This is a genomic window from Nocardia sp. NPDC051321, assembly GCF_044455225.1.
In the GTDB taxonomy this organism is placed as follows: Bacteria; Actinomycetota; Actinomycetes; order Mycobacteriales; family Mycobacteriaceae; genus Nocardia.
On sequence record NZ_JBITEM010000015.1, the window covers coordinates 85,142 to 109,671 of the forward strand.

The following is a 24,530-nucleotide window of genomic DNA, read 5'->3' on the forward strand; positions in this document are numbered from 1 at the left end:
GTCAGAGACTGAACGCGATCCCGCGCAGCACCAGCGCGACGATGAACACCACGGTGAAGGCCAGGTCGATGGACAGCCCACCGGCCCGGATCGGCTGCAGGACCCGCCGGACCGGTGCGATCACCGGCTCGGTCGCGGCGTGCGTCAGTTCGCGGGGGCGGTTCGCCCAGCTCGGGCTGTTGCCGAGCGCGGCCATCCAGTCGAACACCATCCGCGCGAGCAGCAACACGATGAACACCGTCAACACGTAGCCGAGCAGGGTCCCGATGAGGCTCATTCCGCACTCCTTTGTGGTGGCCGCGTTGGCCTTCTCACCAGTCTCAACGCACCAGACCGGACGAAAAGTGTCGCGTTTGCCGGATTCTCAGATGACTATCAGCGAGCGGATGACGAATGATTACCACAGGCCCGGGACAAGCCGTTTGGTCCCGGCTCGGTAGGTCTCGTAGGGGCGGCCGATGGTCTCGACCAGCGCTCGCTCTTCCACGTCGATCCGTCTGCTCAGCGCGAACACTGGCAGCGCGACGGCGATGAGCAGCGAGAGCCAATTGCCCGCGGCGAGGCCGAGGCCGGTCGTGATCAGCAGGACACCGGTGTAGGACGGATGACGCACCCAGCGATACGGGCCGCGATCGACGACGGTCTGGTCGGTGTCGACCTCGACGGTCGTCCGGAACGAGCTACCGAGCACGGTGATCGCCCAGGCTCGCACGACCAACCCCAGCCACATGGTCGCGAGCCCGGTGATCTCCCATGGCAGGTGTGCTCGGCCCGGCAACTGGAACACGCTGGTCGCGGGCAGCACGGCCGCGACGACTACGGCGCCGTTGACGGCGACCGCGACGAGCAGAACGATGGTCTATTGGCCCGCCGATCCGTGCCGGGCCATTGATCGCGGACACCACCTGTGCAAGTGTCGGGGCGGCCCCTCGCGGGGAAATCGGTTTTGTCGGAAGGGAAAACTGCTGTGACCGTTTCAAAGAAGACCGCCGCCACGCTGACCACACTGGGCGCGCTGACCGCCGCGATCGCGCTAGCCGCCCCGACCGCGGGAGCCTCGGTCACCCGCGTCGACGTCGCACCCGGACTGAGTTTCGGTAGCTCAGGTGGTGGCTACGGTGCAGGCTGCTCCTACACGGTCACCGCGACCGCGCGACCCGGCGCGACCGTCACCTACCTCGACGACGTCGACGGCGGACGGACCGCCGATACGTTCAAGCCGATCACCCAGGTCGCGGACGCATCCGGAAAGGCGAGCACGATCTGGACCCCAGCCAAGAAGGGCAAGCACGATATCTGGGCGGCCGAGTACATCCAGGGCGAGTCCTACATCATGACGACTGTGAACGTCGGGACGGGCATCAACCTCGGCCCCGCGTGCGCCGTGCTGCCGTAATCACCTGGCGCACGTCCGCGGTCGGCCGCACCTCGCGTGCGGCTGACACGTGTCCGTCCACCGCGAAGCGACCGGCTCGCCGTATTCGCTTGTCTCCGTGTTGATCTCGTCCATCAAGTAGCCAACGAGCCGGCCGCGGATGCGCCCCGGGCCGAGTCGGCCATCGATCGCCGTCAGTGGCACAGCCGGCCGCGATTTGCCACGGCGGCTGGCCGTGCCACTGATCAGCGCGGCGCCGGACTCGGTGTCGGCGTCGCGGACGGCGGTGTCGGCGCTCCAGGCGCCGAGCCGTTGTCGCCCGGCCGGTCGCCACGACCTGGCCGGTCGCCGCGCTCGGACCGATGCATCCTCGGTCCCTCATCCCGCCCGAAACGATGGGCGGCGGCCAGCTGATGCCCGCCGTGGTGATGGCCATCGCCGCCGCCGACGGCCAGCCCCGCGCCGAATCCGACGCCGCCGATCACCACGGCGACCAGCACCGCGCTCGCGATTCGCAACGGGCGTGAGCCCCGCCAGCGCGCCGCTAGCCGCGATGGCGGCTTCGGTGCCGCTGCTGGATTCGTATGCTGCACCGGAGCACTTTCCCCGGTGTTTTCCACTTCTGCCATGACTGCGCCTTATATGTGAATTGTCCCGACCTGTACCCCGAAGGTACGAGCGAAGGGTGGGACTACTCTGCGGATCTGTTGTGTAAGTCCTGTGTGCTCAGTCGCTGCGCGGATCCGAAAAAGGGTTACCTCAGAGCCAGCCGAGGCGTTCGGCGGCGCGGACCGCTTCCGCACGGTTGGTGGTGCCCGTTTTTCCGATAGCGGCGGACAGATGGTTGCGGACAGTGCCTTCCGAGAGGTGCAGTTGTTTGGCGATGGCACCCGCGGTGGCGCCGTCGGCCGCGGCGGACAGGACCTCGCGTTCCCGTTCGGTCAGCGGCGAGGTGCCCGCGGTGAGGGTTTCGGCGGCCAGGGCCGGATCGACCACCCGCAGGCCCATCTGGACCCGGCGCACCGCATCGGCCAGTTCCCTTGCGGGGGTGTCCTTTACGACGAACCCGCTGGCACCCGAATCAATCGCGCGGCGTAAGTATCCTGGTCGGCCGAAGGTGGTCACCATCAGCACTCGCACGTCGGGGTGCGCGGCATGCAGCTGCGCGGCGACCGAGATGCCGTCCAGGCCGGGCATTTCCACATCGAGCAGCACTACGTCGGGGTTCGTACGAGCGACGGCATCGACCACCTCGTCACCACGGCCGACCTCGCCGACCACCTCCAGGTCGGATTCCAGTCCGAGCAACGCCGCGAGCGCGCCACGTACCAGCGCTTGGTCGTCGGCGAGCAACAGCCGGATCATCTGTCCCACTTTCTTTTTCGAAGAGCACCCGACATCGGTATTGCCCTACTCGGGGATGGTCGCACGGACACGCACTCCCCCTCCTTCCGGCGCGGACAACGTCAAGGTTCCGCCCGCGGCCTTGACACGGGCACGAAGACCAGCCAGCCCGGAGCCGGACGCTACCGCCGCACCGACCCCGCGTCCGTCATCGACCACCTCGATGCTCGACGGCGTAACCGTCACCGTGCAGTGCTTGGCGGCGCTGTGCCGGATCACATTGGTGATCGCCTCACGCAGCACCCAGCCGAACAACTCACTGTGCGGGGCGTTTTCGACCTCCGGCAGGTCCGCGACGATATCCGCGGCCGCCAATGCCGTTCGCGCATTGGCGAGTTCGCCACGCAACGTGACCTCCCGCAACCCGCCGACGGTGTCACGCACCCCGGCCAGCGCCTCCCGCGCGAGCCGCTCGATATCGGCAAGCTCGGTCTTGGCCCGCCCCAGATCGACATCGATGAGCCGTTGCGCGAGTTCGGTTTTCACCGTGATCACGGTCAGGGAGTGGCCGAGGATATCGTGCACGTCGCGCGCCACCCGGTTGCGTTCCTCCACGATGTCGAGCTCGGCGCGCTGCTTACGGGCCAGCTCCCCGAGCCGCTCGCCGCGCAGGCCCAACTGCCTGGCCACCCAGATCACGGCCGGGATGAAGGCGAAGTAGAACCCGAGCCCGGACAGACTCGGGACGATCAGGGGCAGCAGCAGGAGCACCAGCACGACGAGGAGCGTCACGTACCCGGACTCGCGCCCCGGCATATGGAAGATCGCGGTCACCGCGATGAAGATCGTGGTGGGCAGCGCGACCGGACCGAGCAACGCGATCAGGGTGGCCGTGCCCGCGGCCATACCGGCCAGGAACGGCCACAGCCTGGGATCGGTAGGCCGATCCACCCAGGCGTCGGAGTTGCGGCGGCGAAAAATGACGAACGCGCCGAGCACCAACGCTGCGAATATCAGCAACGTCGGCGCCGCGAGCGCCACTCGCAGCCGCTCACCGTCCGACCACGCCTGCAGTATCGGCGCGATCATGTACGACAGCCAGGCCGTCGACATCAGCGCACCGAACCAGCCGCGCCGTCGACTGTTCACCGCGGCGCCATCGGAGACCATGCTGTCGATCAAGCCCAACGCCCCACCGTCGCGCAGCGACGCGAGCCGTGACCTCACGTCCATGCCGTGCTCCTTGCGCGCGACGGGTCGTGCGGGAGTTGTCGCGCGCCTCGGTCGATCACGAGGACAAACGGTACCGAACCTTGCTGGATATCCCAGCGAACACCGGTGTCGAGACGGGTCTTCGCGCCGAACATCACCACCCGATCCCGGGACAAGTGCGGGATGACAAGGGACTCCGCGGCCGCTGTGCCAACAAATGGCACAGCACGGCCGTCCACCCCACGGGGACGGCCGCACCGCGGCACACCGGATAGCTCAGCGAGACGTGTCACGACGGAACAACATCGCCGATCCGCCGGCGAACACCGCGGCCCACATGACGACATTGAGCACCGCGATCGCGATCGACCCCGCGCCGGTGTCGCCGAACGGAATCCGCGCAAGCGTGGCGACACCGTTGGTCGGGAGCACCTTCGACACCGTCCCGAACCAACCGCCGAGCGGAACGAACAGCCCGCCCGCGAACGACAACACCGCGAGCACCGGCCCGAGCAGCTGCATCACGTTCTCCGACGGCAACAGGTAGCCGACGAACAATCCGAAGGCCGCGAAGACCACCGAGGTGATCCACGCGAGCAGGAAGCAGCTCACCCACGCGACCGGCGTCAGCTTGGCACCGAGTACCGCACCGACCACGAAGACCGCGCTGACCGACACCAATCCGAGCACCATCGCGACGGTGACCTTGGTAGCGATATAAGCGACCGGATGCAATGGGGTGAGCCGCAACTGGCGACTCCAGCCCTGCGCACGTTCGATCGCCACCATGGCGCCACCACTGGTGTTGGCCAGCATCGCGCCGTAGACGGCCATCGACACCATGACGTAGCCGGTCATATTGCCGGAACCGAAAGACTGTGTCCGGAAGTCGGATTGCAGCCCGAAGATGACGAAGAACAGCGGCGGGATGAGCAGCGTGAAGATCATCGTGCGGCGATTGCGCAGCATTCTGCGCAGTTCCAAGCGCAGGAATCCGGCGCTGAAGCCGCCGAGCGGAGTCCGCCGATGCCGGGTAACGCCCTGTGGGGCAAGGGTTGTCATGTCAGTTTTCTCCGGTGGTGAGCGCCAGGAACGCGGATTCGAGGTTGTGCGAGGTGATTTCCAGATCGGTCGCGGTGGTCTCGGTGAGCAGGTAGCGGGCTACCGCGTCGGAGTCCTTGGTGTGCACGATGATTCGCTCGCCGCGCACCTCGACGTCATCGACGCCGGGCAGCGCGATCAGCCCGGCCGGCACGGCACCGGGCTGGGTCGCGCTGACCGCGCGACCCGAGGCCAGGTTCTTGATCTCGGCGGCGCTGCCGTCCGCGACCACCCGCCCGGCCCGGACCAGCACGATCCGATCGGCGTAGGCGTCGGCCTCGTCCAGATAGTGGGTGGCGAACAGGACGGTGCGGCCGCGCTCGGAGTCCTGCCGCATCGCGTTCCAGAAATCCCGTCGCCCTTCGACATCCATGCCGGTGGTCGGCTCGTCGAGCACGATGAGGTCGGGATCGGGCAGCAGCGCGAGCGCAAACCGCAGCCGCTGCCGTTGTCCGCCTGAGCATTTGCCGACCATGCGGCCGGCGATATCGGCGATGCCCGCACGGGCAAGCACCTCCTCGACCGGACGCACGTCCGAGTACAGCGTGCCGACCAGCCGCACGGTTTCACCGACGGTTAGATCGGGCAGCAGCCCGCCGGATTGCAGCACCGCCGAAATCCGGCCTACCGCAAGCGCTTCGGTCGGCGTGCCGCCGAACACCTCGACGGTGCCGGAGTCCGGTCGCGCCAAGCCGAGCACCATGTCCAGGGTGGTGGTCTTGCCCGCGCCGTTGGGCCCGAGGAACGCGACGATCTCGCCCGGTTCGATGACCAGGTCGAGCCCGTCGACAGCCTGCACGGCGCCGCCGCCGGGCACCGCGAAGCTCTTGCGCAGATCGTGCAGTTCGATGGCCGGTGTCGCCCCCGTGGCCCGCTTCCCCGATCCACCAGCCGCGGCGAAGACGGCCGCGGTCGTCAGTGCTGATGTCATGGGTCAACGTTCGCGCATCAGCGCCCCGAATACCTCGCACGCATGTCACGTGTCTGCCATGACAGTTGTCATGGCAGTACAAACAGTGTGAATCAGGCGGTCAGGGCAGCAGCAAACCCTGCCGGGCTCGCCCGGCTCCGGAGAGCACGAGCACCAGCATCGTGGCCAGCGCCTGGTCGTCGAGGCCGGCGGCCGGGAAGGTGTAGCGCAGGATGACGTCGGCGAGCTTCTCCCGGACGATCACGGTCAGCGAGCCGAATTGCAGCTCGTTGTTCCGCTCGGCGACCCGTTTGTGCAGCTGCGCCTTGACCGGACGGTCCCAGGCCAGCACGCAGGTCAGCGTCAGCACGTCGAGCCCGGGCGCCAGCCGCACCGCGCGCAACGAACACAGTGAGCCCTCGTATTCGAAGCCGATCGAACCCTCGGGGTCGACGCGCACGTCGATGTCGTAGATCGACAGGCAGGCACCGGCCCGCGCCTGCAGTTCGTGTTCCGGACTCACCGTTGATTCCATGTCCGTACCGCCGTTCATTTGGTGCCGCCGAAGCGTCGGTCCCGCGAAGCGTACTCGAGGCAGGCCTGCCATAGGTTGCGCCGGTCGAAATCGGGAAACAGGGTGTCCTGGTAGACGAATTCGGCATAGGCGGACTGCCAGATGAGGAAGTTCGAGCTGCGGAACTCGCCGGACGGCCGCAGGAACAGGTCGACGTCCGGCATGTCCGGCTCGTCCAGGTACTTTGCCAGCGTCGACTCGGTGACCTTCTCCGGGTCGATCTCGCCCGCCGCCACTCGCCGCGCGATTTCCCTTGCCGCGTCGGCGATTTCGGCCCGGCCACCGTAGTTGACGCACATGGTGAGGGTCATCACCGTGTTGTCCTTGGTCAGCTCCTCGGCGACCTCGAGTTCGTTGATCACGCTGCGCCACAACCGAGGTCGCCGTCCGGCCCAGCGCACCCGCACGCCCATCTCGTGCATCTCGTCGCGGCGCCGCCGGATCACGTCGCGGTTGAAGCCCATCAGGAAGCGCACCTCCTCGGGGCTGCGCCGCCAGTTCTCGGTGGAGAAGGCGTAGGCCGACAGCCACTTCACGCCGATCTCGATGCAGCCCTCGACGGTGTCCATCAGCACGGCCTCGCCGCGTTCGTGGCCCGCGGTGCGCGGCAACCCGCGTTCCTGCGCCCACCGGCCGTTGCCGTCCATCACCAGTGCGACGTGGTTGGGCACCAGCACGGCCGGGATTTCCGGCGGACGAGCGCCCGAGGGGTGCTGCGAGGGCGCCCGAACGGTGCGGGTCGCGCCCGACTTGGTCGCGGTGGAGGAGTCTCGGCGGAGGATCACGGCCCCTATCCTGCCTGATGGTTGTGGAGGCCTTGTGAAGGTCTCCACGGACGCAGGCGATCAGGCGGGGGCGCGCACCGGGCTCGACCGCTCGATCAGCGGCAACGTGCGCAGCTGCCGTTCCAGATGCCATTGCAGGTGCGCCGCGACCAGACCGCTGGCCTGCCTGCGCACCCCCTCCGGCACCGTCTCGACGTACTCCCATTCGCCGCGCAGCAGCGCGACCAGCAGATCGAGCACCCCCGGCGCCGGTGTCGCCGACCCTGGCGGGCGGCAGTGCACGCACACCGCGCCGCCTGCCGCGACGTGGAACGCGCGATGCGGGCCCGGCGTCGCGCACTTGGCGCATTCGTCCAGCGCGGGCGCCCAGCCCGCGAAACCCATGGCGCGCAACAGGAATGCGTCCAGAATCAGCTCGTGCGGCCGCTGCTTGGCCGCGATGGCGCGCAACGCGCTCGCGGTGAGCGCGTGCAGCCGCGGCGCGGGCGCCCGCTCCTCACCGGCCAGCCGTTCGGCGGTTTCCAGCACCGCGCAGGCCGTGGTGTAGCGGCCGTAGTCGTCGATGATGTCGGAGGCGAACGCCTCAACGGTGTGTACCTGGGTCACGACATCGAGCGTGCGACCCGGATGCAGCTGCACGTCGATGTAGGCGAACGGCTCCAGCCTGGCGCCGAACCTCGACTTGGTGCGGCGCACCCCCTTGGCCACCGCGCGCACCAAACCGTGCTGACGGGTCAGCAACGTGACGATGCGGTCCGCCTCGCCAAGCTTGTGCTGGCGTACCACCACCGCCACATCCCGATACAAACGCACGCCTCATCCTCCCACGAAGACCCGACAGCCCCTGGCAGGCGCGGCACCCCACTGCCACTTCCACAGACGAATCCACCATGCCGGTCGGCGCGCTGACCTATCCTTTTTCTCTACCGTACTGCTGGGGAGGGGTTTTCGGATTTGGACGACCTACTTGGTACCGGAACCGCCGCAGGTTTTCGGGCCACTCGTGAACTACTCGGTTTGCCGGTGCCCTGGTGCGCCCGGCTCTTCGCCGTCGCCGAGCGCACCGTAGAACGGTGGGAACGGGGAGCCTTCCAGATTCCGGACACCGCGGCCCGCGAGCTCGCCGAGATCGCCGACGAGACCGAGCAGGTGGTGGAGGCGATGGTCGGCGCGATCGGCGCCGGTGAGATCTCCGCGCGCCTGCACACGTATCGAACCAACGACGACTACTCCCGGCACGAGCCGGACACGCGGTACCCGGCCACCTGGCATCGTGCCGTGTGCGCCCGGGTCATGATCGAGTTACCGCAGGTAGAGCTGCAGTTCGTGGAGTAGATCAGCGGTACAGCGTCGGTTCGATGACGAGCTGGACGATCGGGGTGTCAACACGCACCGGGGTCAGTGCGGTCGCGCCGAGGTCGGCGGGCCGCGCGCCCGGACCGTCGAACAGGCAGTGCCCGTTCGGGTTGATCACCAGCGCGCGTCCGTCGGCCGCGCCCGGTTGCGCTCGAGCTGATTCAGGTCCGCACGATGCCGGAGATCAGCAGCAGCACCGCCTGTTGCGCCTCGGCGCGGGCACGGTCCGGGTCGTCGGCGTGCGCGACGATCAAGGCCGACTCGGTGAGCGCGCTGAGCAGCAGCTGCGCCAGCGTCTGAATGGGGCCGTCGGCGATCAGGCCCGCGCCGCGCGCGCGTTCCAGCATTGCTGTGATCATGCCGAGACCGTGCCGGCTTTCGAACTCGCGCCAGGCCTGCCAGCCCATCACCGCTGGCGCGTCGGTGAGGGCGATACGCAGCATCGCGGGACGCTGACAGGCCTCGAGAAAGACACTGAGGCCGACCGCCATGCCCGCCATCACATCGTCGGGATCGACTGTGCCGATGGCTGTTTCGATCTCCTCGGTGGTCTCGACCTCGATCTGTTCCAAGACCGCGAGGAACAGGCCGCGCTTGTCGCCGTAGTGGTGGTGCAGCGCGCCGCGGGTGACTCCCGCCTCGGTGACGAGTTCCTCGGCCGAGGTCGCCGCGAAGCCGCGCTCGGTGAACAGCCGTCGGCCGACCTGCTCGAGCGCGGCCTTGGTGGTGCGGGAGCGGTCCTCCTGGCTACGGCGTGGCATGCAGCCGAGTGAACTCCAGGATCGACTCGGTGAGCAACTCGGGCTGGTCTTCCGAGATAAAGGTGTAGGAATCGTCGATGATCTTCAGCGTCGCGTTCGGCAGTTCCCTGGTCAGGCGTTCGGCATAGGACACCGGGAAGATCTTGTCCTCGCCCGCCCACACCACCAGGACCGGGATCTCGACCGAGCCGAAGTGGGACGCGGCTTCCAGGGTGTAGCGAGCCTTCGCGTTCTTCAGGAACAAGCGCAGGTTCTTGCGGACGGCGCCGGACTCGCGGCTGGGCACCAGATAGGAGTCGGCGATCTCCGGCGGCAGCGGGCGCTTGGCGATCAAGCCGAATACCAGCGGCGTCGAATGCAGCGCACGGATGCGCGCCACCTCGACCACCGGGCGCATCGAGCCCGGGATCTTGGCCAGCCAGGTGAACACGTTGAACGGTGGCGGCATGAAGGCCTCGTAGCTGTCCACCGAGGCGAGCACCACCCGACCGATCCTGGCCGGATGGCGGGTCATCAGGACCTGGGTGAGCGCGCCGCCGGTGTCGTTGGCGACCACGGTGACATCGGTCAGGTCCAGGCGGTCGAGGAAAGACGCGATGAGGTCGGCGAGGCCGGGCACGGTCAGGTTCGCGTCCGGGACCGGGATCTCGTGCGAACCGAGCGGCCAGTCCGGAGTGAGGCAGCGGTGGCCCGCGGCGGCGATGCCCGGGACGACCTTGCGCCAGAGGTCTGCGTTGACGAGCAGGCCGTGCACGAAAACGACCGGCGAGCCCTTCCCGGTGTCGTGGTAGCGGATGCGGCCGCCGGGCAGGTCCACCTCGTGTGTGCGGCCGAGTTCGGTGCTGATTCCCATCGTTCCTCCAGTGCGTCGCGGTTCGAACACTGTTACATACATTCGGTATGTATGTCTATGGATTGGCCGATAGAAGCCAGGAATCGACGCCCCGGGAGTCACGAAGCGGGACTGGACACCGGACGCGAACTAGTCACTTGACCAGTTGCGCGCTACCGTCTTCCGAAAGCACAACGAGACGGAGCCCACACATGACGGACCTCACTCGGCAAACCTCCGAGACGCAGACCGGCGAGTTCGGCCTCGCCGACCATGCCGCCGCCATCGCGCAGGGCACGATCAGCTCCGTCACCGCCGTCGGCGCCGTCCTGGACCGCATCGAGGCGTCGCAGTCGACGCTCAACGCGTTCCGGATCGTGCGCCGCGAGCGCGCACTCGCCGAGGCGGCCGACGCCGACCGGCGGCTCGCGGCGGGCGAACGGCTGCCGTTGCTCGGGGTGCCGATCGCGGTGAAGGACGACACCGATATCGCGGGCGAGCCAACAGCATTCGGCTGCGGTGGCGACTTCGCACCGAAAACCGAAGACGCCGAATCGGTTCGGCGACTGCGTGCGGCCGGGGCGGTGATCGTCGGCAAGACCAATACGTGTGAGCTCGGGCAGTTGCCGTTCACCAGTGCGGCCGCCTTCGGGTATACCCGGAATCCGTGGTCCGCCGATCACACGCCCGGCGGCTCCTCCGGTGGCTCGTCGGCCGCGGTGGCGGCCGGATTGGTGCCCGCCGCACTGGGTTCCGACGGTGCGGGCTCCGTCCGCATCCCGGCGTCGTGGACCAATCTCGTCGGCATCAAACCGCAGCGCGGACGAATCTCGACCTGGCCGCACGCCGAAGCGTTCTACGGACTCACCGTCAACGGGCCGTTGGCTCGCACGGTCGCCGACGCCGCACTGCTCCTCGACGTCGCCGCAGGGCCGCATCAAGGTGATTTACACACTCCCCCAGCGATTTCCGCCACCGAAGCGGTGGGCCGCGATCTTGGCCGACTGCGCATCGCACTCTCGCTACGCACCCCGTTCACCGCGACCAGGACCGCCCTCGACCCCGAAATCGCCGCCGCGGTACGACGCATCGGCGACACTCTGCGCAAGCTGGGCCACACGGTCACCATCGCCGATCTGCACTACGGCCTCATGATCGGCGCAACATTCCTCCCCCGATCCATGGCAGGCATCCGCGCGGCCCACCAGAAACTGCCTGGCGCCCAAGTAGATCCACGCACCATCGCCAACACTCGCCTCGGCCGCCTACTGGACGGCCCTGCCCTCTTCGCCGCCCGCCGAGCAGAACCCTTGCTACACAAGCGCATCGGCACCTTCTTCCACGACTACGACCTAGTCCTGGCCCCCACCACCGCAACCCCTCCCCCACGCGCCGAAGACATCGACAACATCGGCGTCCACGCCACCAACAACCTCATCACCGCCGCCTGCCCCTACACCTGGCCATGGAACGTCCTCGGCTGGCCAAGCGTGAACATCCCCGCCGGCTTCACCAACGCAGGCCTACCCATCGGCGCCCAACTAATGGGCACAGCCTCCACCGAACCGTTACTGATTTCGGTTGCCGCACAACTAGAGTCAGAACTCCACTGGGACCGCGACCGCCCCACCCCGTGGTGGCTATCCCGCTGAAGCGCTGCACAGACCGCTTGACGTACGTTGCATGCTCTTGACGCATGCTGTATGCCTACGTCACGAGCATGCAACGTACGTCAAGTCACCGGGACGGCTCGCGAGGGTGTCGTTGGGCTAGAAGCCCAGTTTGCCTAGCTGTTTGGGGTCTCGTTGCCAGTCTTTGGCTACCTTGACGTGCAGGTTCAGGTAGATGCGGGTGCCGAGGATGTGTTCGATTTGGTGGCGGGCGTTGGTGCCTACCTCTTTGAGGCGGGCGCCGCCCTTGCCGATGATGATGGACTTCTGGCTGGGGCGTTCGACGTAGAGGATGGCGTGTACGTCGAGCATTTCCTCGTTCTGCTCGTACGGCAGGATCTCCTCGATCACCACGGCCAGCGAGTGTGGGAGTTCGTCACGGACACCTTCGAGTGCCGCCTCGCGGATGAGCTCGGCCATGAGGGTTTCCTCGGGCTCGTCGGTCAGCTCGCCGTCGGGGTAAAACGCCGGTCCCTCAGGCATTTTCGAGGCGATGACATCGATGAGCACCTCGATCTGCTCACCCTTGACCGCGGACACCGGCACCACGTCGCAGTCGGGTCCGAGCAGGTTCGAGAGGGCGAGCAGTTGCTCGCCGATCTGGTCGCGGCTCACCTTGTCGATCTTGGTGACTACCCCGAGCAAGGTGGTCTTGGGCGCCATCTGCTTGATCTGCTGCACGATCCACTTGTCGCCGGGCCCGATCTTCTCGTCGGCGGGGATGCACAGCGTGATCACGTCGACTTCCGAATACGTATCGCGCACAAGGTCGTTCAGCCGCTGTCCGAGCAGGGTGCGTGGGCGGTGCAGGCCGGGGGTGTCGACGAGGATGAGCTGGGTGTGGTCGCGGTGCACGATGCCGCGAATGGTGTGCCTGGTGGTCTGCGGGCGCGAAGAGGTGATCGCGATCTTCTGGCCGACAAGGGCATTGGTCAGCGTCGACTTGCCGGTGTTCGGCCTGCCGACGAAACAGACGAAGCCGGAACGGAATTCGCGGTCAGCCACCGCGCACCTCGCTGGCCGGCTCCGTGTCGACGGCAAGCTGCGAGTCGTCGACGATCTCGAATACCGCACCGTCCCGGTCGGTGAAGATGATCCTGGCCGCGGGCGATACCTCCCGCACGGCGGCGACCCCGAAGTCCGACAACCGTCCGCCGACCACCACGGCCGCCTCGAATCCCTCTGCGCCGCTGGAGATCGCGGCCGCCACCGACGCCTGCAGCGCGGTCAGCCGCAGCGCCGCCAGGCCGACCTCGCCCGCTGCGTAGGTGCGGCCGTCGGTGTCGCGCACCGCCGCACCGCTGGCCCCGCCCGCGCGGCCCATCGCGCCGCGTGCCAGCACCAGCAGTTTGTTGTCCTCGGGATCCAATTCGGTCATTCGGTGTCTCCGTCCTCGTGTCGACCGGCCGGGGTCTCCCGATCCGCGCCATTACCTTTGCGCTTGCCGTTCGGCTTCTCGCCGTCGGTGTCCTTCGCCTTGTCCGTCACCGCACGCACCACCACGGTGTGCACCCGCACCCGCCCACGAGTGTCCGCGCCGCCCTCGCCACGCAGCATCAGCCCGTGTACCACGACCTTCGACCCGGGCAGCGGCACCCGGCCGAGCTCGTATGCCATCAGCCCGCCGACCGTGTCGACATCCTCTTCCTCGATGTCGAGCCCGTAGAGGTCGCCGAGGTCTTCCACCGGAAGCCGGGCCGAGACGCGGTAGCGGCCGTCGCCGAGGTCCTCGATGGGCGGGGTCTCGTCGGTGTCGTATTCGTCGGCGATCTCGCCGACGATCTCCTCGAGCACGTCCTCGATGGTGACCAGCCCGGCGATGCCGCCGTATTCGTCGACGAGCAGCGCCATGTGGTTGCGCCTGCGCTGCATCTCGTCGAGCAGACTGTCGAGAGGTTTGGAGTCGGGCATGAACACCGCCGGGCGCATCACCTCGCGCACCAGCACCTTGCGGCCTCGTTCCGCATAGGGCACAAGGTCTTTCAGATACACCACGCCGAGAATGTCGTCGACGTTCTCGCCGACCACCGGAATGCGCGAGTGCCCGGACCGCACGGCGAGCGACATCGCCTGTGCCGCAGTCTTATCCGCTTCTATCCAGACCATCTCGGTGCGCGGCACCATCACCGCACGGGCGGCGGTGTCGCCGAGTTCGAAGACGGACTGGATCATTCGGCGTTCTTCGTCGGCCACCACGCCGCGCTCGCTGGCCATCTCGACCACCTCGCGCAGCTCGATCTCGGAGGCGAACGGACCATTGCGGAAACCCTTACCGGGCGTGATCGCATTACCGAGCAGGATCAGCAGTCTGGACAGCGGGCCCAGCAGCGCGCCGATGAACTGCAACGGCAGCGCCGCGGCCAACGCGATCGAATAGGCGTGCTGGCGACCCAACGTACGCGGGCCGACGCCGATCACCACATAGGACACCAGCACCATCACGACGGCGGTGACCAGCAGCGCCCAGTCGTCCTCCCAGACCGAGATCAGCGCCGCGGCCAGCAGCACGGTGGCGCCGATTTCGCACAGAATGCGCAGCAGCACCATGAGATTCACGTAGCGGGCGCGGTCTCCGACGATCTTGCTCAGCCGCACCGCGCCGGGCCGGTCGGCCCGCACCAGATCGTCGACGCGGGCCTGCGAGATCGTGTTCAACGCCGAATCGATGCCCGCGAACAATCCCCCCACTGGGACGAGCAGGACGGCAAGCAGTATCAGGGTCAGCGAATTCACGCGGGTCCTAATGCGTCACCCGGTGTGGTGAAGCCCGCCTTCCCCAGCAACCTGGCGTCTCGGGCGGCGAGCTCGGCCCGCCGCTGTGCCTCGCGCAGGCTCTCGTACCACTCCTCGAGCAGCGTGGCCTGCAGCGCGAACATTTCCTTCTCCTCCTCCGGCTCGGCATGGTCGTAGCCGAGCAGGTGGAGCACGCCGTGCACGGTGAGCAGCGCGAGCTCGTGGTCGAGCGAGTGGCCCGCCTTACGGGCCTGGCCCGCGGCGAACTCGGGGCACAGCACGATGTCGCCGAGCATGGACGGGCCAGGCTCGGGGCTGTCTGGGCGCCCGCCCGGCTCGAGTTCGTCCATCGGGAAGGACATGACGTCGGTCGGGCCGGGTAGGTCCATCCAGCGCATGTGCAGGTCCGCCATGGTGTCGAGATCGACGAGCACCATCGACAGCTCCGCGGCGGGGTGCACATCCATCCGGGTGATCACGAAGCGCGCGACACTGACCAGATCTTCTTCGGGCACGTCGATACCCGACTCGTTGGCGATCTCGATACTCACCCGGTCAGCCTAATGCCGCAGGTCGACACCCAACGCCGTTGGGTGTCGACCGAATGACCGACATTGCGCACAACTCAGTGTCGATCGCCTCGACTCGCGGCCCGGCGCTGCGCCCGATTGCCCGGATAGTGCGGGCCGACCTGCGGCGTACGTTCCGACTCAGCCCGGTCGTAGGCGTCGACGATGTCGGCGACCAGCCGGTGCCGGACCACGTCGCTGCTGGTCAGGTACGAGAAGTGGATGTCGTCGATGTCGGTGAGGATCTCACTCGCCGCCCGCAGACCCGAGCGCGCGCCGGTCGGCAGATCGACCTGGCTGACGTCACCGGTCACCACGATCTTCGAACCGAAACCGAGCCGGGTGAGGAACATCTTCATCTGCTCGGCCGTGGTGTTCTGTGCCTCGTCGAGCACGATGAACGAGTCGTTCAACGTCCGGCCACGCATGTACGCCAGCGGCGCGACCTCGATGACCCCGGCCGCCATCAACTTCGGAATGGCTTCCGGATCCATCATGTCGTGCAATGCGTCGTAGAGCGGGCGCAGGTACGGGTCGATCTTCTCGTTGAGCGTGCCGGGCAGGAAGCCGAGCCGCTCGCCTGCCTCCACCGCGGGGCGGGTGAGGATGATCCGGGTGACCTGCTTGGTCTGCAGGGCCTGCACGGCCTTGGCCATCGCCAGATATGTCTTGCCGGTGCCCGCGGGGCCGATGCCGAACACGATGGTGTTGGCGTCGATCGCGTCGACGTAGCGCTTCTGGTTCAGCGTCTTGGGCCGGACGGTCTTGCCGCGCCGGGACAGGATGTCCAGGCTGAGCACCTCGGCCGGGGACTCGGAGGAACCCTCCGTGAGCATCGAAACGGTGTGCCGCACCGCTTCCGGGGTCACCACTCGGTTCCGGCCGGTGAGCGCGACGAGCTGTTCGATCACCCGCTCGGCGAGGGCAACGTCGGCCGCCTTGCCGGTGAGGGTGACGGAATTGCCGCGGACGTGAATGTCCGCGTCTAGCAACTCTTCGAGTTCACGCAGGTTCTGGTCGGCCGAACCGAGAAACGGGAACACGGATTCGGGCGCGAGTTCGATACTGGAACGCACGGTGCGTGCTGCGGGACCCGAGATGTTGTCGTCAGCGCTAGCCCCTGCCGCGGAGGTGGTCGGGTCGCCGATCTCGCCTTGTGTTCTCAAAAGTGGCTATAGCCTGCTTTCCGGTCTCGACGTGCTGCTGTGTTGATGAAAGTTTAACGCGCCCCACCGACACCGCCCAGTGAATAAGCCGCTAACGGGGGCCGGATGATCAGGGGATTCCCCGGCGTCGCTGCGCCCAATCCTCGGTGAAATCACGAAAGCGTCGCGCTGCCCCCGAAGCCGACGTCGAGGCCGACCACACGAGCCCGACCTCCCGGGTCGCGCCCGCGTCCGCGAGCGGGATCAGCACCGGCCCGGCCAGCCGCACATCGGCCTTCACCCCGGCCACCCGCGGCGAGTTCGCCGGGCCGATGTCCTCCTCCGGCAGCACACCGACGCCGAGACCGGCGGCGACCAGGCCCGCGACGGTGATCAGATCGCTGGCCTCGAAGGCTATCCGCGGGCGCAGGTCGGCGGCGGCACACAGTTCGTCGACGATGCGCCGCATGCCGAAACCGGGATGCATGGCGATGAAGTCCTCGTCGGCGACCTCGTCGAGGCGCACCTGTCTGCGGCCTGCCAGCCGATGATGGGTTGGCACGGCCAGCGCGAGCCGCTGCCGCAGCAAGCCGCGCCAGCCGATGCCCGCCATGGTCGGGCGCGGCGAGACGATACCGAGATCCGATGTCCCGTCGAGCACATCGGTGGCCACCATTTCGGCGGGCCCTTGCCGCAGCGCGAAAGTGATTCTGGCCGAACCGCGGCGGAATTCGCCGAGCAGTTGCGGGACCAGCCAGCCGCCGAAGGAATGCAGAAAAGACAGGCGCACAACACCGTTGGCGGGACTGTTCAGGTCGGCGATGGACTTGGCCGCGGTGTCGAGTTCGGCATGGGCGCGGCGGGCGTGCTCGTAATAGATGCGGCCGAACTCGTTGAGGATGATGCGTTTGCCACGGCGGTCGAACAGCTCGACGCCGAGCCTGCGCTCCAGCCTGCCGAGCATGCGGGACAGGGTCGGCTGGGCGATGTGCAGGCGTTCGGCAGCCGCACCGACCCGCTCCAGTTGGGCGAGTGTGGTGAACCATTCGAGGTCCTCGCTCAGCATCGGGTGTCACCTCCGCATATGTGGTGATGAGCGTCACAGCGCAGCTCAGAGCGGTTGTAACTGCGCTCTCTATATGCACTCAACGCATGAACTCCTTCATTATTATTCATTTCCCTTCGGAAGGGGTGCGGGCGATTCTGAAAGCCATGACCTCGACGAAGACCCGGCCCGCCGCCGGGAGCCGCACGTCGCACGAGCGCCGGATCACCACCGCGCTGTTCGCGGCGGGGTTGGCCACCTTCGCGACGATGTACAGCGCGCAAGCCCTGCTGCCGAGCCTGTCCGCGGCGTTCGACGCGACGCCGGCCCATGCGGCGCTTGCGGTTTCGCTGACCACGGCGTTTCTCGCGCTGGCGATCATTCCGGTGAGCGCGCTGTCCTCGCGGATCGGTCGCACGCGAGTGATGACGGTGTCGGCGATCAGTTCGGCGACGATCGGGCTGCTGCTGCCGTTCAGTCCGTCGCTGGAAGTGCTTCTGACCGGGCGGGCGCTGCAAGGACTGACCCTGGCCGGGGTGCCCGCCGTGGCGATGGCCTATCTCGCGGAGGAGATCGGCACCGTTGGGCTCGGGGCCGCGATGGGCGTCTACATCGCGGGCACCAGCATGGGCGGGCTGGCCGGACGGGTGATTCCGGCGTTCACCCTCGGCCTCGGCTCGTGGCGCTGGGCCGAGGCGACCATCTCGGTGGCGGCTGCGGTGTGCACCGTCTGGTTCGTCCGCTGCCTGCCGCCGTCGCGTGGTTTCGTCGCCCGGCCTGCTGGAATCCGCACTGTACTGAGCGATCTCGCCGTTCAGCTGCGCAACCGCGGGCTGCTCGCGTTGTTCGGGCTCGCGCTGGTCCTGGTGGGTACCTTCGTCTCGCTCTACAACTTCCTCGGCTACCGGCTCACCCAGCCACCGTTCGAATTGCCCGACGCGGTAGCGGGTTTGGTGTTTCTGCTCTATCTCGCGGGCACCGCGGTCGCGACGGTCGCCGGGCGGCTCGCCGATCGTGTCGGCCGTCCTCGCGTGCTCGCGGGCACGGTCGTGCTGATGGGTGTCGGCTTGGCCCTGACCATCCCCGACAACCTGGTGACGCTCATCCTCGGCATGTCCCTGTGCACCGCAGGGTTTTTCGGAGCGCACACGGTGGCCAGTGCTTGGGTCGGGGTGATCGCGGCGGGCAATCGTGGCGCCGCCTCGTCGCTGTATCTGTTCTCGTTCTATGTGGGCAGCGGCGTTGTCGGCGGCGCATCGGGCATCGCCTACACAAGGCAAGGCTGGGCGGGACTTGTTGTCTGCGTTGCGGCGCTGTTAGTGGTGGCCTTGATCCTGGTATCCACCTTGGCCTTTCAAACCCGGCCCCGCACTGTTCCCGCGCAGAGGCAGACTGCGACCTGACACCGGCGTTCCTGGTGCGGCTGTCGCTACCAGCGGGGAGTCAGGGCGCCGAGGGCGCCCAAGGCTACGGCGGCGGCCGTCGAGGTGCGGAGCACGGTGGGGCCGAGCAGGACGATGTCCGCGCCCGCCTCGGACAGAGCTGCCAGTTCAGCCCCATCGAGACCGCCCTCAGGTCCGACGATCAGCACAACTTCGGCAGCGTCGGCGAACGAGAGTTCGGCGAAGCGGCCGGTGCCGGATTCGTGCAGGGCCGCGACGATCGCACCGTCCGCCTTAGCTTTTCGGATCAGGTCGAGCAGGTCACGCGTGCGGTGTAAGTCCGCGACCTCGGGGATGTAGGGGCGGCGGGATTGGCGGGCGGCCGAGCGGGCGGCGGCGCGCCACTTGTCGACGGCCTTGCCCGCCTTGCCTTCCCAGTTGGCGATGCAGCGAGCCGCCTGCCACGGGATGATCGCGTCGGCGCCCGCCTCGGTCATCAGCTCGACGGCCAGCTCCGAGCGGTCCGACTTCGGCAACGCTTGGACGACCGTCACGCGGGGCGAGACGGGTTGCGCGACAGTGCGATCGAGCACCCGCAGGTCCAGCCGGTCACGCTGTGCCGCAACGACTTCCGATTCGGCGAGCACACCGCGCCCGTCCGACAACGTGATCGGCTCACCCACCCGGATGCGGCGCACCGTGGCGGCGTGCCTGCCCTCCGGGCCGTCGAGCACGGCGACGGCGCCCGGTTCGGGCACCTCGTCGAGGTAGAAGACCGTCGCGGCCAATCAGCGCCCGCTGAACGAGGCCCGCAGCCTGGCGAACAGGCCACTGTTGTGCTCGGACTGGGTGGACATGACCTCGGCGCGCTCGCCCGGGCGCATGCCTTTGTACTTGCGCAGCAGTTCGGTCTGCTTGCCGTCCAACTTGGCGGGAATCACGATGTCCAGGTGCGCGAGCAGGTCGCCGCGCGCGCCGGAGCGCAGCCGGGGCATACCGTGGCCGCGCAGCACCGAGACCTCGCCCGGCTGGGTGCCCGGCGCGATGGTCAGTTCGGTGGGGCCGTCCAGGATGGTGTCGATCACGACGGTGGTGCCCAGCGTGGCGTCGACCATCGGGACGCGGATGGTGCAGTGCAGGTCGTCGCCGTCGCGGACGAACACGTCGTGCGGCTGCTCGACGATCTCGACGTACAGGTCACCGGCGTGCCCGCCACCGGGGCCCACCTCGCCCTGCGCGGCGAGCCGCACCCGCATGCCGTTCGCGACACCGGCCGGGATGGGCGCGGCGATCTCGCGACGCGCGCGCACCCGGCCGTCGCCGCCACACTTGTGGCACGGATCGGGAATGGTCTCACCGGCGCCGCGGCAGGTCGGGCAGGGACGCGAGGTCAGTACCTGACCGAGGAAGGACCGCTGCACGGATTGCACTTCGCCTGCGCCGCCGCAGGTTTCGCAGCGCACCGGCTTGGACTTGCCGTTGGTGCCCGCGCCGGTACACACATCGCACAGGATCGCGGTGTCCACCGTCAGGTGCTTGGTGACGCCGACCGCGCATTCGGCCAGGCTGAGCCGGGTCCGCAGCAGCGAGTCCGCGCCGGGCTGCACCCGGCCGCGGGGCTTGCGCGCGCCACCCGAGTTGCTCATGCCGCCGAAGAACGCCTCGAACACGTCGCCGAGCCCGCCGAAGCCCGCGCCCGAGAAACCGCCGCCGCCACCGCCGGACTCCAGCGGGTCACCGCCGAGGTCGACGATGCGCCGCTTCTCCGGATCCGACAGCACCTCGTAGGCGGCCGACACTTCCTTGAACTTGGCCTGTGCCGTCTCATCCGGGTTGATGTCGGGATGGAGTTCCCGCGCCAACTTGCGATAGGCGCGCTTGATCTCCTGGTCGGTCGCGTTCTTCGCGACGCCGAGCAGTCCGTAGTAGTCCCGTGCCACTTGAGTTCTCTAGTCCTTGGTCGTTCTCGACAGTGCCGACGGTGCTTCACCGCTCCAACCGCGTGCTGATGGCCAGCATTAGTCGGATGCACTCAACTTTATCCGGCCGGAAGTACGAGGGTATCAGCGGCATCGGAGCCGTCAGCGTTCGGCGAGCACCTCGCCGATGTACCGGGCAACGGCCGCGACCGAGGCGATGGTTCCCGGATAGTCCATTCGAGTGGGACCGAGCACACCCATGCCGCCGAGGATCGCGCTGGATGTGCCGTAACCGGTCGACACCACCGAGGTGCCGCGCATCTGCTCGACCTGCGTCTCCTCGCCGATGCGCACCGTCACCGTGCCCGGCTGTTGCGCGGCGGCCAGCAGCTTGAGCACGATCACCTGCTCCTCCAGCGCTTCCAACACGTCACGCAGCGAACCGGGGAAGCCGAAATCGGCCGCGTTACGGGTCAGGTTGGCAGTGCCGCCGAGGACCAGACGTTCCTCTGGATGCTCGACCAGCGTCTCGACCAGCACGGTCGACACCCGGACCAGCACATCGCGCAGGCGCAGCGGCGCCCCCTCGGGTAGCTCGGCGACCGCCGCCGAGGCGTGTGCCAGCCGCTTGCCGTCCATCGCACCGCCGAGCATGCCGCGCAGGGCGGCCAGATCCTCGTCATCGATCAGCGCGCCGAGTTCCACCAGGCGCTGGTCGACGCGTCCGGTGTCGGTGATCACCACGAGCAACAGTCGCGCGGGATTCAGCGCGACCACCTCGATGTGCCGCACCGTCGACGCGGACACCGACGGGTACTGCACGACCGCGACCTGCCTGGTCAGTTGAGCCAGCAGCCGGACGCCGCGGCGCAGCACGTCATCCAGATCAACGCCCGACTCCAGGAATTCCATGATCGCCCGCCGCTCCGCCCCCGACAGCGGCTTCACCTCGGCGATCCGGTCCACGAACTGCCGGTAGCCCTTGTCGGTGGGGATGCGCCCGGAACTGGTGTGCGGCTGCGTGATGTAGCCCTCCGCCTCCAGCACCGCCATGTCGTTACGAACAGTCGCGCTGGAAACACCCAGATTGTGCCGCTCGACCAGGCTCTTCGACCCGATCGGCTCCTTGGTCGCGACGTAGTCCGCGACGATCGCGCGCAGGACGTCGAAGCGCCTGTCCTCGGTGCTCGACATCGGCCCCACCTCCTCGCTTCGTCCTCAGGTCCGCCGCAACGGGCGAACCCCGCATCGCACAACACCATGCGAATCCCGGTCCGTCTGCCCGACCAGTCTAATTGCCTATACCCAAATCGCCCGCTTGCACGCCGGGCGGGTGGGTGGTGCGGGTGGGTGCGGGAACTTTCGGCGCGATGGAACCGATCGGTGGCTTGCCGCGTCGGTAATCAGTGAAGCAAGCTCGCGACCAGGGGGACCAGAAGATGGCACTGCTGATCTATTACAACCAGATCAGGAACGATCCGAACGAAGTGGAATACCAGTTCGGCGACCTACGAGACGCCCTCGACCGCAACCTGATCATCGACAAGACGAACGAGTCCGTCCGGACCGACCAACCGGAGGACGGGATCTTCCGGGCCGTGTGTGCCCGGATCATGATCAGGGCACACACGGCGCAGGTGTGGCCGCAGAACGGCGTGATCGCGTCGTAGTTCGGGGCGGCGGAGCGAGTTCCGTCAGGCAGCGGTCCGTTGATCGACGACCCGCCGCCTCGATCGGAAGCTAGCTACAAATCGTCTTCGCCATCCGAGTCATCCCAGATTTCCGCCCATTCATCGTCCTTTATGCCACGGCATACAACTCATTGATTTTGGCGTCGTCGTCGTAGCCAGGCTTCAACCTTGTGCCATACCGCTCGTCGAGCGTCTTCTTTACATTGCGCCATGTCGTTGGATATGTCCGACATTTGCGGCCGCGTTTGACGAGGCGCGGCTGCCACGGCTCGACGACGAGGCACCCGATGGGGCAGCACGCGAGCGCCCGGACCTACGGGATCGCGTGCAGGACCGTCGGGGTGATCTGGGCGGCTTGGGTGCAGGCGTCGAAGGGGAACGGCGGGCTCGCTGGAGCGAGGTTCACCGAAACCGTCAGCAGGTGGGCGTTGCTGGCGGTGGGCGGGTCGGCCCGGCGGTAGTTCAAGGTGATTGCGCAACTGGAGTTTTGGCGAGTCGGGTCGGTGGACTGGACCGTGCGCAGCTCTATGCCGGTGAACCCCTCCACGTTCGTGTGCCGCGCGTATTGGATGGACTGGCCGCCGTCGAGGCCCGACGGTAGGCGCAGGACCTCGCCCGTCTTGACCATCTGCTCGCTGGTTTGGTCGAAGGAGACCTCGACGGTGGCACGGTTCGCACCACCGGGCTGGACGAGGGTGATCGCGCACTTGTAGGCCTTGGGCCAGCCGACCGATGTCATCTGCCAGCCGGAGAATTGCGCGCTGATCTGGACGGTGGCCGCACAGGGGTTGCGCTGCAGCAGCGACCGGCCGCCCTGGTCATCGATGACGCGCGGCGGCAATGCCGACAGACCGTCGATGATGGTGGCCAGGTACTCCCTGGTGAAGCTGCATGGCTGCGACCAGGTGACGGGCGTCTTCGCCGAGCCCGCCAACTTGGCGACGCTGAGGAACTGCGCGAATCCGGTGTCTCCGGCCGGGATTCGGTACTCGCAGCTGTACGCGTCGGGTCGGTCGTCGCTGCTCGCGCTGCGATACACGGTGCGACCGTCGATCTGTTCGGGTTTGTCCGCCGCGCGTTTGTCCGCCGTATAAAGCTTGTCGAGCTCCAGATTGAACGAGTAGTAAGCGTCATCAGGGGCACTGAGTATCAATCCGCAGCCGGTCCAGCCGCTGCCGCGATCCACGCCGGGACTTCGGTCGAAGCGCTGGAAAACACCGAGTCGCTCGGCGAATTCGCGGTTCAGCAACGCGCATGGATCGGTGGCGCGGATCCGTGCCATCAGGTCGGCCGTGCCGGGCGCGATGGCGGCCAGTTCTGCCGAGCCGGGGGCTCCTACCTGCGCTTTCACCGACCGCGGTGCGGTGGACTCGACGCTGGACCGCGCGGTCGACTCCTTGGAGATGGTGCCGCATCCGCCAAGCGCGACAGCGACCGTGGCTATCGCTACCACGGCCGCCCAGCGCCGACTGCCGCCCACTATCAACGGCAACTCCCTCGGCTTATCGAACGATCCACGGCAGGTTAACCCAATAATGGGCGCTCTCTTGTTAATTCTCGAATACCCAGCGAATCGTGACCGAATCAATGCCGGAACCCGTGCCGCCGGAACAAAACTCATGACCAGGAGCCGGTGCGGAGTAGGCCACGCAGCAACAAGTGGTCGGCGCTGCTTACACGACAGGCTTGCCGCACTTGGCTTCTCATCGGCAACAGGCCACACGGGGTGCGCGGCCGCGCATCCGGGCGCTTGCGCGGACATGTAGTGGTGACACGGCGTACCAGGTAGTCACGCACAGAATTACCGGCCGATTGTCGCGCGGCCCGCGCAACTGTGCGTTCGCACTGATGGGCTGCGGCAGTTGACTTCTCGGCGACGGAGCGTGCATGGCGAGTGCGCCTCCTGGCGTGGAGGTGGTCGATGATGACCGCGCAGGATGTATCGCATCGGGGTGGCCATGACGCGAGACCTCCTTCGGAGGGTTCCGGACGGGTAGACCACAGGTGATCTGCGCAGCGGGGTATCCGTGAATGGTGGGTCGTTCACGTCGGACCGCCACTCCCTCGATCGGTCGCTTGGTACGCGCGATTCGAGTGGACCTGAACCCGCTCTCGCAGATAGGATT

28 protein-coding genes are annotated in these 24,530 nt (G+C 67.3%); 5 read left to right on the forward strand and 23 right to left on the reverse strand.

The genetic code is table 11. From position 1 onward, the window contains the following. Position 1: 1 nt before the first annotated feature. Positions 2 to 277 carry a YggT family protein gene (locus ACIA8C_RS32690; protein ID WP_396989352.1) on the reverse strand — a complete coding sequence of 92 codons (276 nt, stop codon included), beginning with the start codon at positions 275 to 277 and terminating at the stop codon, positions 2 to 4. A gap of 120 nt (positions 278 to 397) precedes the next feature. Further along, positions 398 to 856 (reverse strand): methyltransferase family protein, encoded by a 459-nt coding sequence (locus ACIA8C_RS32695; protein ID WP_397141701.1) that lies wholly within the window; start codon positions 854 to 856, stop codon positions 398 to 400. 111 nt (positions 857 to 967) lie between these two features. Here ACIA8C_RS32695 and ACIA8C_RS32700 point away from each other — a divergent pair, with 111 nt between their 5' ends. Further along, positions 968 to 1,396 (forward strand): hypothetical protein, encoded by a 429-nt coding sequence (locus ACIA8C_RS32700; RefSeq protein ID WP_397141406.1) that lies wholly within the window; start codon positions 968 to 970, stop codon positions 1,394 to 1,396. Positions 1,397 to 1,620: 224 nt separating this feature from the next. On the opposite strand, the gene ACIA8C_RS32705 is transcribed toward ACIA8C_RS32700, so the two are convergent. The 8 genes from ACIA8C_RS32705 to recO form a co-directional block, all read right to left on the reverse strand. Then, positions 1,621 to 2,004 (reverse strand): hypothetical protein, encoded by a 384-nt coding sequence (locus tag ACIA8C_RS32705; protein WP_397141408.1) that lies wholly within the window; start codon positions 2,002 to 2,004, stop codon positions 1,621 to 1,623. Positions 2,005 to 2,134: 130 nt separating this feature from the next. Further along, positions 2,135 to 2,740 carry a response regulator gene (locus ACIA8C_RS32710; RefSeq protein WP_397141410.1) on the reverse strand — a complete coding sequence of 202 codons (606 nt, stop codon included), beginning with the start codon at positions 2,738 to 2,740 and terminating at the stop codon, positions 2,135 to 2,137. 45 nt (positions 2,741 to 2,785) lie between these two features. After that, positions 2,786 to 3,952, reverse strand: a complete 1,167-nt coding sequence (locus tag ACIA8C_RS32715) for a sensor histidine kinase (RefSeq protein WP_397141412.1) — start codon at positions 3,950 to 3,952, stop codon at positions 2,786 to 2,788. 255 nt (positions 3,953 to 4,207) lie between these two features. After that, on the reverse strand, positions 4,208 to 4,993 hold the full coding sequence (locus ACIA8C_RS32720; protein ID WP_397141414.1) for an ABC transporter permease: 786 nt from the start codon (positions 4,991 to 4,993) through the stop codon (positions 4,208 to 4,210). A 1-nt stretch (position 4,994) separates the two neighbouring features. Beyond that, entirely contained in the window at positions 4,995 to 5,963 is a 969-nt protein-coding gene (locus ACIA8C_RS32725) for an ABC transporter ATP-binding protein (RefSeq protein ID WP_397141416.1), read from the reverse strand. A gap of 100 nt (positions 5,964 to 6,063) precedes the next feature. After that, positions 6,064 to 6,495: a YbjN domain-containing protein gene (locus ACIA8C_RS32730; RefSeq protein WP_396967476.1), complete on the reverse strand. Its 432-nt coding sequence runs from the start codon at positions 6,493 to 6,495 to the stop codon at positions 6,064 to 6,066. Further along, the gene (locus ACIA8C_RS32735; protein ID WP_397141418.1) at positions 6,492 to 7,301 is read right to left on the reverse strand and encodes an isoprenyl transferase; all 810 of its coding nucleotides are present in this window, start codon (positions 7,299 to 7,301) and stop codon (positions 6,492 to 6,494) included. Before ACIA8C_RS32735 ends, ACIA8C_RS32730 begins: the two co-directional genes overlap by 4 nt. Positions 7,302 to 7,361: 60 nt before the next feature. Further along, positions 7,362 to 8,114, reverse strand: a complete 753-nt coding sequence (recO, locus tag ACIA8C_RS32740) for a DNA repair protein RecO (protein ID WP_396967479.1) — start codon at positions 8,112 to 8,114, stop codon at positions 7,362 to 7,364. A 141-nt stretch (positions 8,115 to 8,255) separates the two neighbouring features. Between recO and ACIA8C_RS32745 the strand changes: the two genes are divergently transcribed. Further along, on the forward strand, positions 8,256 to 8,636 hold the full coding sequence (locus ACIA8C_RS32745) for a DUF1870 family protein (protein ID WP_397141420.1): 381 nt from the start codon (positions 8,256 to 8,258) through the stop codon (positions 8,634 to 8,636). A gap of 1 nt (position 8,637) precedes the next feature. Here ACIA8C_RS32745 and ACIA8C_RS32750 read toward each other — a convergent pair whose 3' ends face one another. From ACIA8C_RS32750 to ACIA8C_RS32760, 3 genes are read right to left on the reverse strand one after another with little or no spacing between them, the layout of a single operon-like run. Continuing rightward, positions 8,638 to 8,775 carry a hypothetical protein gene (locus ACIA8C_RS32750; RefSeq protein ID WP_397141422.1) on the reverse strand — a complete coding sequence of 46 codons (138 nt, stop codon included), beginning with the start codon at positions 8,773 to 8,775 and terminating at the stop codon, positions 8,638 to 8,640. Between the two features lie 43 nt (positions 8,776 to 8,818). Continuing rightward, the gene (locus tag ACIA8C_RS32755; protein WP_397141424.1) at positions 8,819 to 9,418 is read right to left on the reverse strand and encodes a TetR/AcrR family transcriptional regulator; all 600 of its coding nucleotides are present in this window, start codon (positions 9,416 to 9,418) and stop codon (positions 8,819 to 8,821) included. Then, positions 9,405 to 10,271, reverse strand: coding sequence for an alpha/beta fold hydrolase (locus tag ACIA8C_RS32760; RefSeq protein ID WP_397141426.1), 867 nt, complete (start codon positions 10,269 to 10,271; stop codon positions 9,405 to 9,407). The genes ACIA8C_RS32755 and ACIA8C_RS32760 overlap by 14 nt, the downstream gene beginning before the upstream one ends. 191 nt (positions 10,272 to 10,462) lie before the next feature. Between ACIA8C_RS32760 and ACIA8C_RS32765 the strand changes: the two genes are divergently transcribed. Next, entirely contained in the window at positions 10,463 to 11,902 is a 1,440-nt protein-coding gene (locus tag ACIA8C_RS32765) for an amidase (protein ID WP_397141428.1), read from the forward strand. Between the two features lie 117 nt (positions 11,903 to 12,019). Here ACIA8C_RS32765 and era read toward each other — a convergent pair whose 3' ends face one another. The 6 genes from era to ACIA8C_RS32795 all read right to left on the reverse strand — a co-directional run bounded on the left by era (position 12,020) and on the right by ACIA8C_RS32795 (position 17,433). After that, the gene (gene era / locus ACIA8C_RS32770; protein ID WP_379282572.1) at positions 12,020 to 12,925 is read right to left on the reverse strand and encodes a GTPase Era; all 906 of its coding nucleotides are present in this window, start codon (positions 12,923 to 12,925) and stop codon (positions 12,020 to 12,022) included. After that, positions 12,918 to 13,298, reverse strand: a complete 381-nt coding sequence (locus ACIA8C_RS32775; protein ID WP_397141430.1) for a cytidine deaminase — start codon at positions 13,296 to 13,298, stop codon at positions 12,918 to 12,920. The genes era and ACIA8C_RS32775 overlap by 8 nt, the downstream gene beginning before the upstream one ends. Continuing rightward, positions 13,295 to 14,653, reverse strand: coding sequence for a hemolysin family protein (locus ACIA8C_RS32780; protein WP_397141432.1), 1,359 nt, complete (start codon positions 14,651 to 14,653; stop codon positions 13,295 to 13,297). Before ACIA8C_RS32780 ends, ACIA8C_RS32775 begins: the two co-directional genes overlap by 4 nt. Then, positions 14,650 to 15,204 (reverse strand): rRNA maturation RNase YbeY, encoded by a 555-nt coding sequence (ybeY, locus tag ACIA8C_RS32785; protein ID WP_040732959.1) that lies wholly within the window; start codon positions 15,202 to 15,204, stop codon positions 14,650 to 14,652. Before ybeY ends, ACIA8C_RS32780 begins: the two co-directional genes overlap by 4 nt. Before the next feature lie 74 nt (positions 15,205 to 15,278). Beyond that, complete coding sequence (locus ACIA8C_RS32790) at positions 15,279 to 16,370, reverse strand: PhoH family protein (RefSeq protein WP_397141703.1); 1,092 nt, start codon at positions 16,368 to 16,370, stop codon at positions 15,279 to 15,281. Positions 16,371 to 16,497: 127 nt separating this feature from the next. Further along, positions 16,498 to 17,433 (reverse strand): LysR family transcriptional regulator, encoded by a 936-nt coding sequence (locus ACIA8C_RS32795; protein ID WP_397141434.1) that lies wholly within the window; start codon positions 17,431 to 17,433, stop codon positions 16,498 to 16,500. Between the two features lie 146 nt (positions 17,434 to 17,579). Between ACIA8C_RS32795 and ACIA8C_RS32800 the strand changes: the two genes are divergently transcribed. Further along, entirely contained in the window at positions 17,580 to 18,815 is a 1,236-nt protein-coding gene (locus ACIA8C_RS32800) for an MFS transporter (protein WP_397141436.1), read from the forward strand. A 26-nt stretch (positions 18,816 to 18,841) separates the two neighbouring features. On the opposite strand, the gene ACIA8C_RS32805 is transcribed toward ACIA8C_RS32800, so the two are convergent. From ACIA8C_RS32805 to hrcA, 3 genes are all read right to left on the reverse strand, one after another. After that, positions 18,842 to 19,582, reverse strand: coding sequence for a 16S rRNA (uracil(1498)-N(3))-methyltransferase (locus ACIA8C_RS32805; protein WP_397141438.1), 741 nt, complete (start codon positions 19,580 to 19,582; stop codon positions 18,842 to 18,844). Then, positions 19,583 to 20,734: a molecular chaperone DnaJ gene (gene dnaJ / locus ACIA8C_RS32810; protein ID WP_397141440.1), complete on the reverse strand. Its 1,152-nt coding sequence runs from the start codon at positions 20,732 to 20,734 to the stop codon at positions 19,583 to 19,585. It abuts the gene before it with no gap. Positions 20,735 to 20,875: 141 nt separating this feature from the next. Continuing rightward, a complete protein-coding gene (gene hrcA / locus ACIA8C_RS32815) occupies positions 20,876 to 21,907 on the reverse strand; it encodes a heat-inducible transcriptional repressor HrcA (RefSeq protein ID WP_397141442.1) in 1,032 nt (343 codons plus the stop codon). 245 nt (positions 21,908 to 22,152) lie between these two features. Between hrcA and ACIA8C_RS32820 the strand changes: the two genes are divergently transcribed. Then, a complete protein-coding gene (locus tag ACIA8C_RS32820) occupies positions 22,153 to 22,383 on the forward strand; it encodes a hypothetical protein (protein ID WP_397141444.1) in 231 nt (76 codons plus the stop codon). A gap of 334 nt (positions 22,384 to 22,717) precedes the next feature. On the opposite strand, the gene ACIA8C_RS32825 is transcribed toward ACIA8C_RS32820, so the two are convergent. Further along, positions 22,718 to 23,884 (reverse strand): DUF3558 family protein, encoded by a 1,167-nt coding sequence (locus tag ACIA8C_RS32825; RefSeq protein ID WP_397141446.1) that lies wholly within the window; start codon positions 23,882 to 23,884, stop codon positions 22,718 to 22,720. Between the last annotated feature and the right edge of the window lie 646 nt (positions 23,885 to 24,530).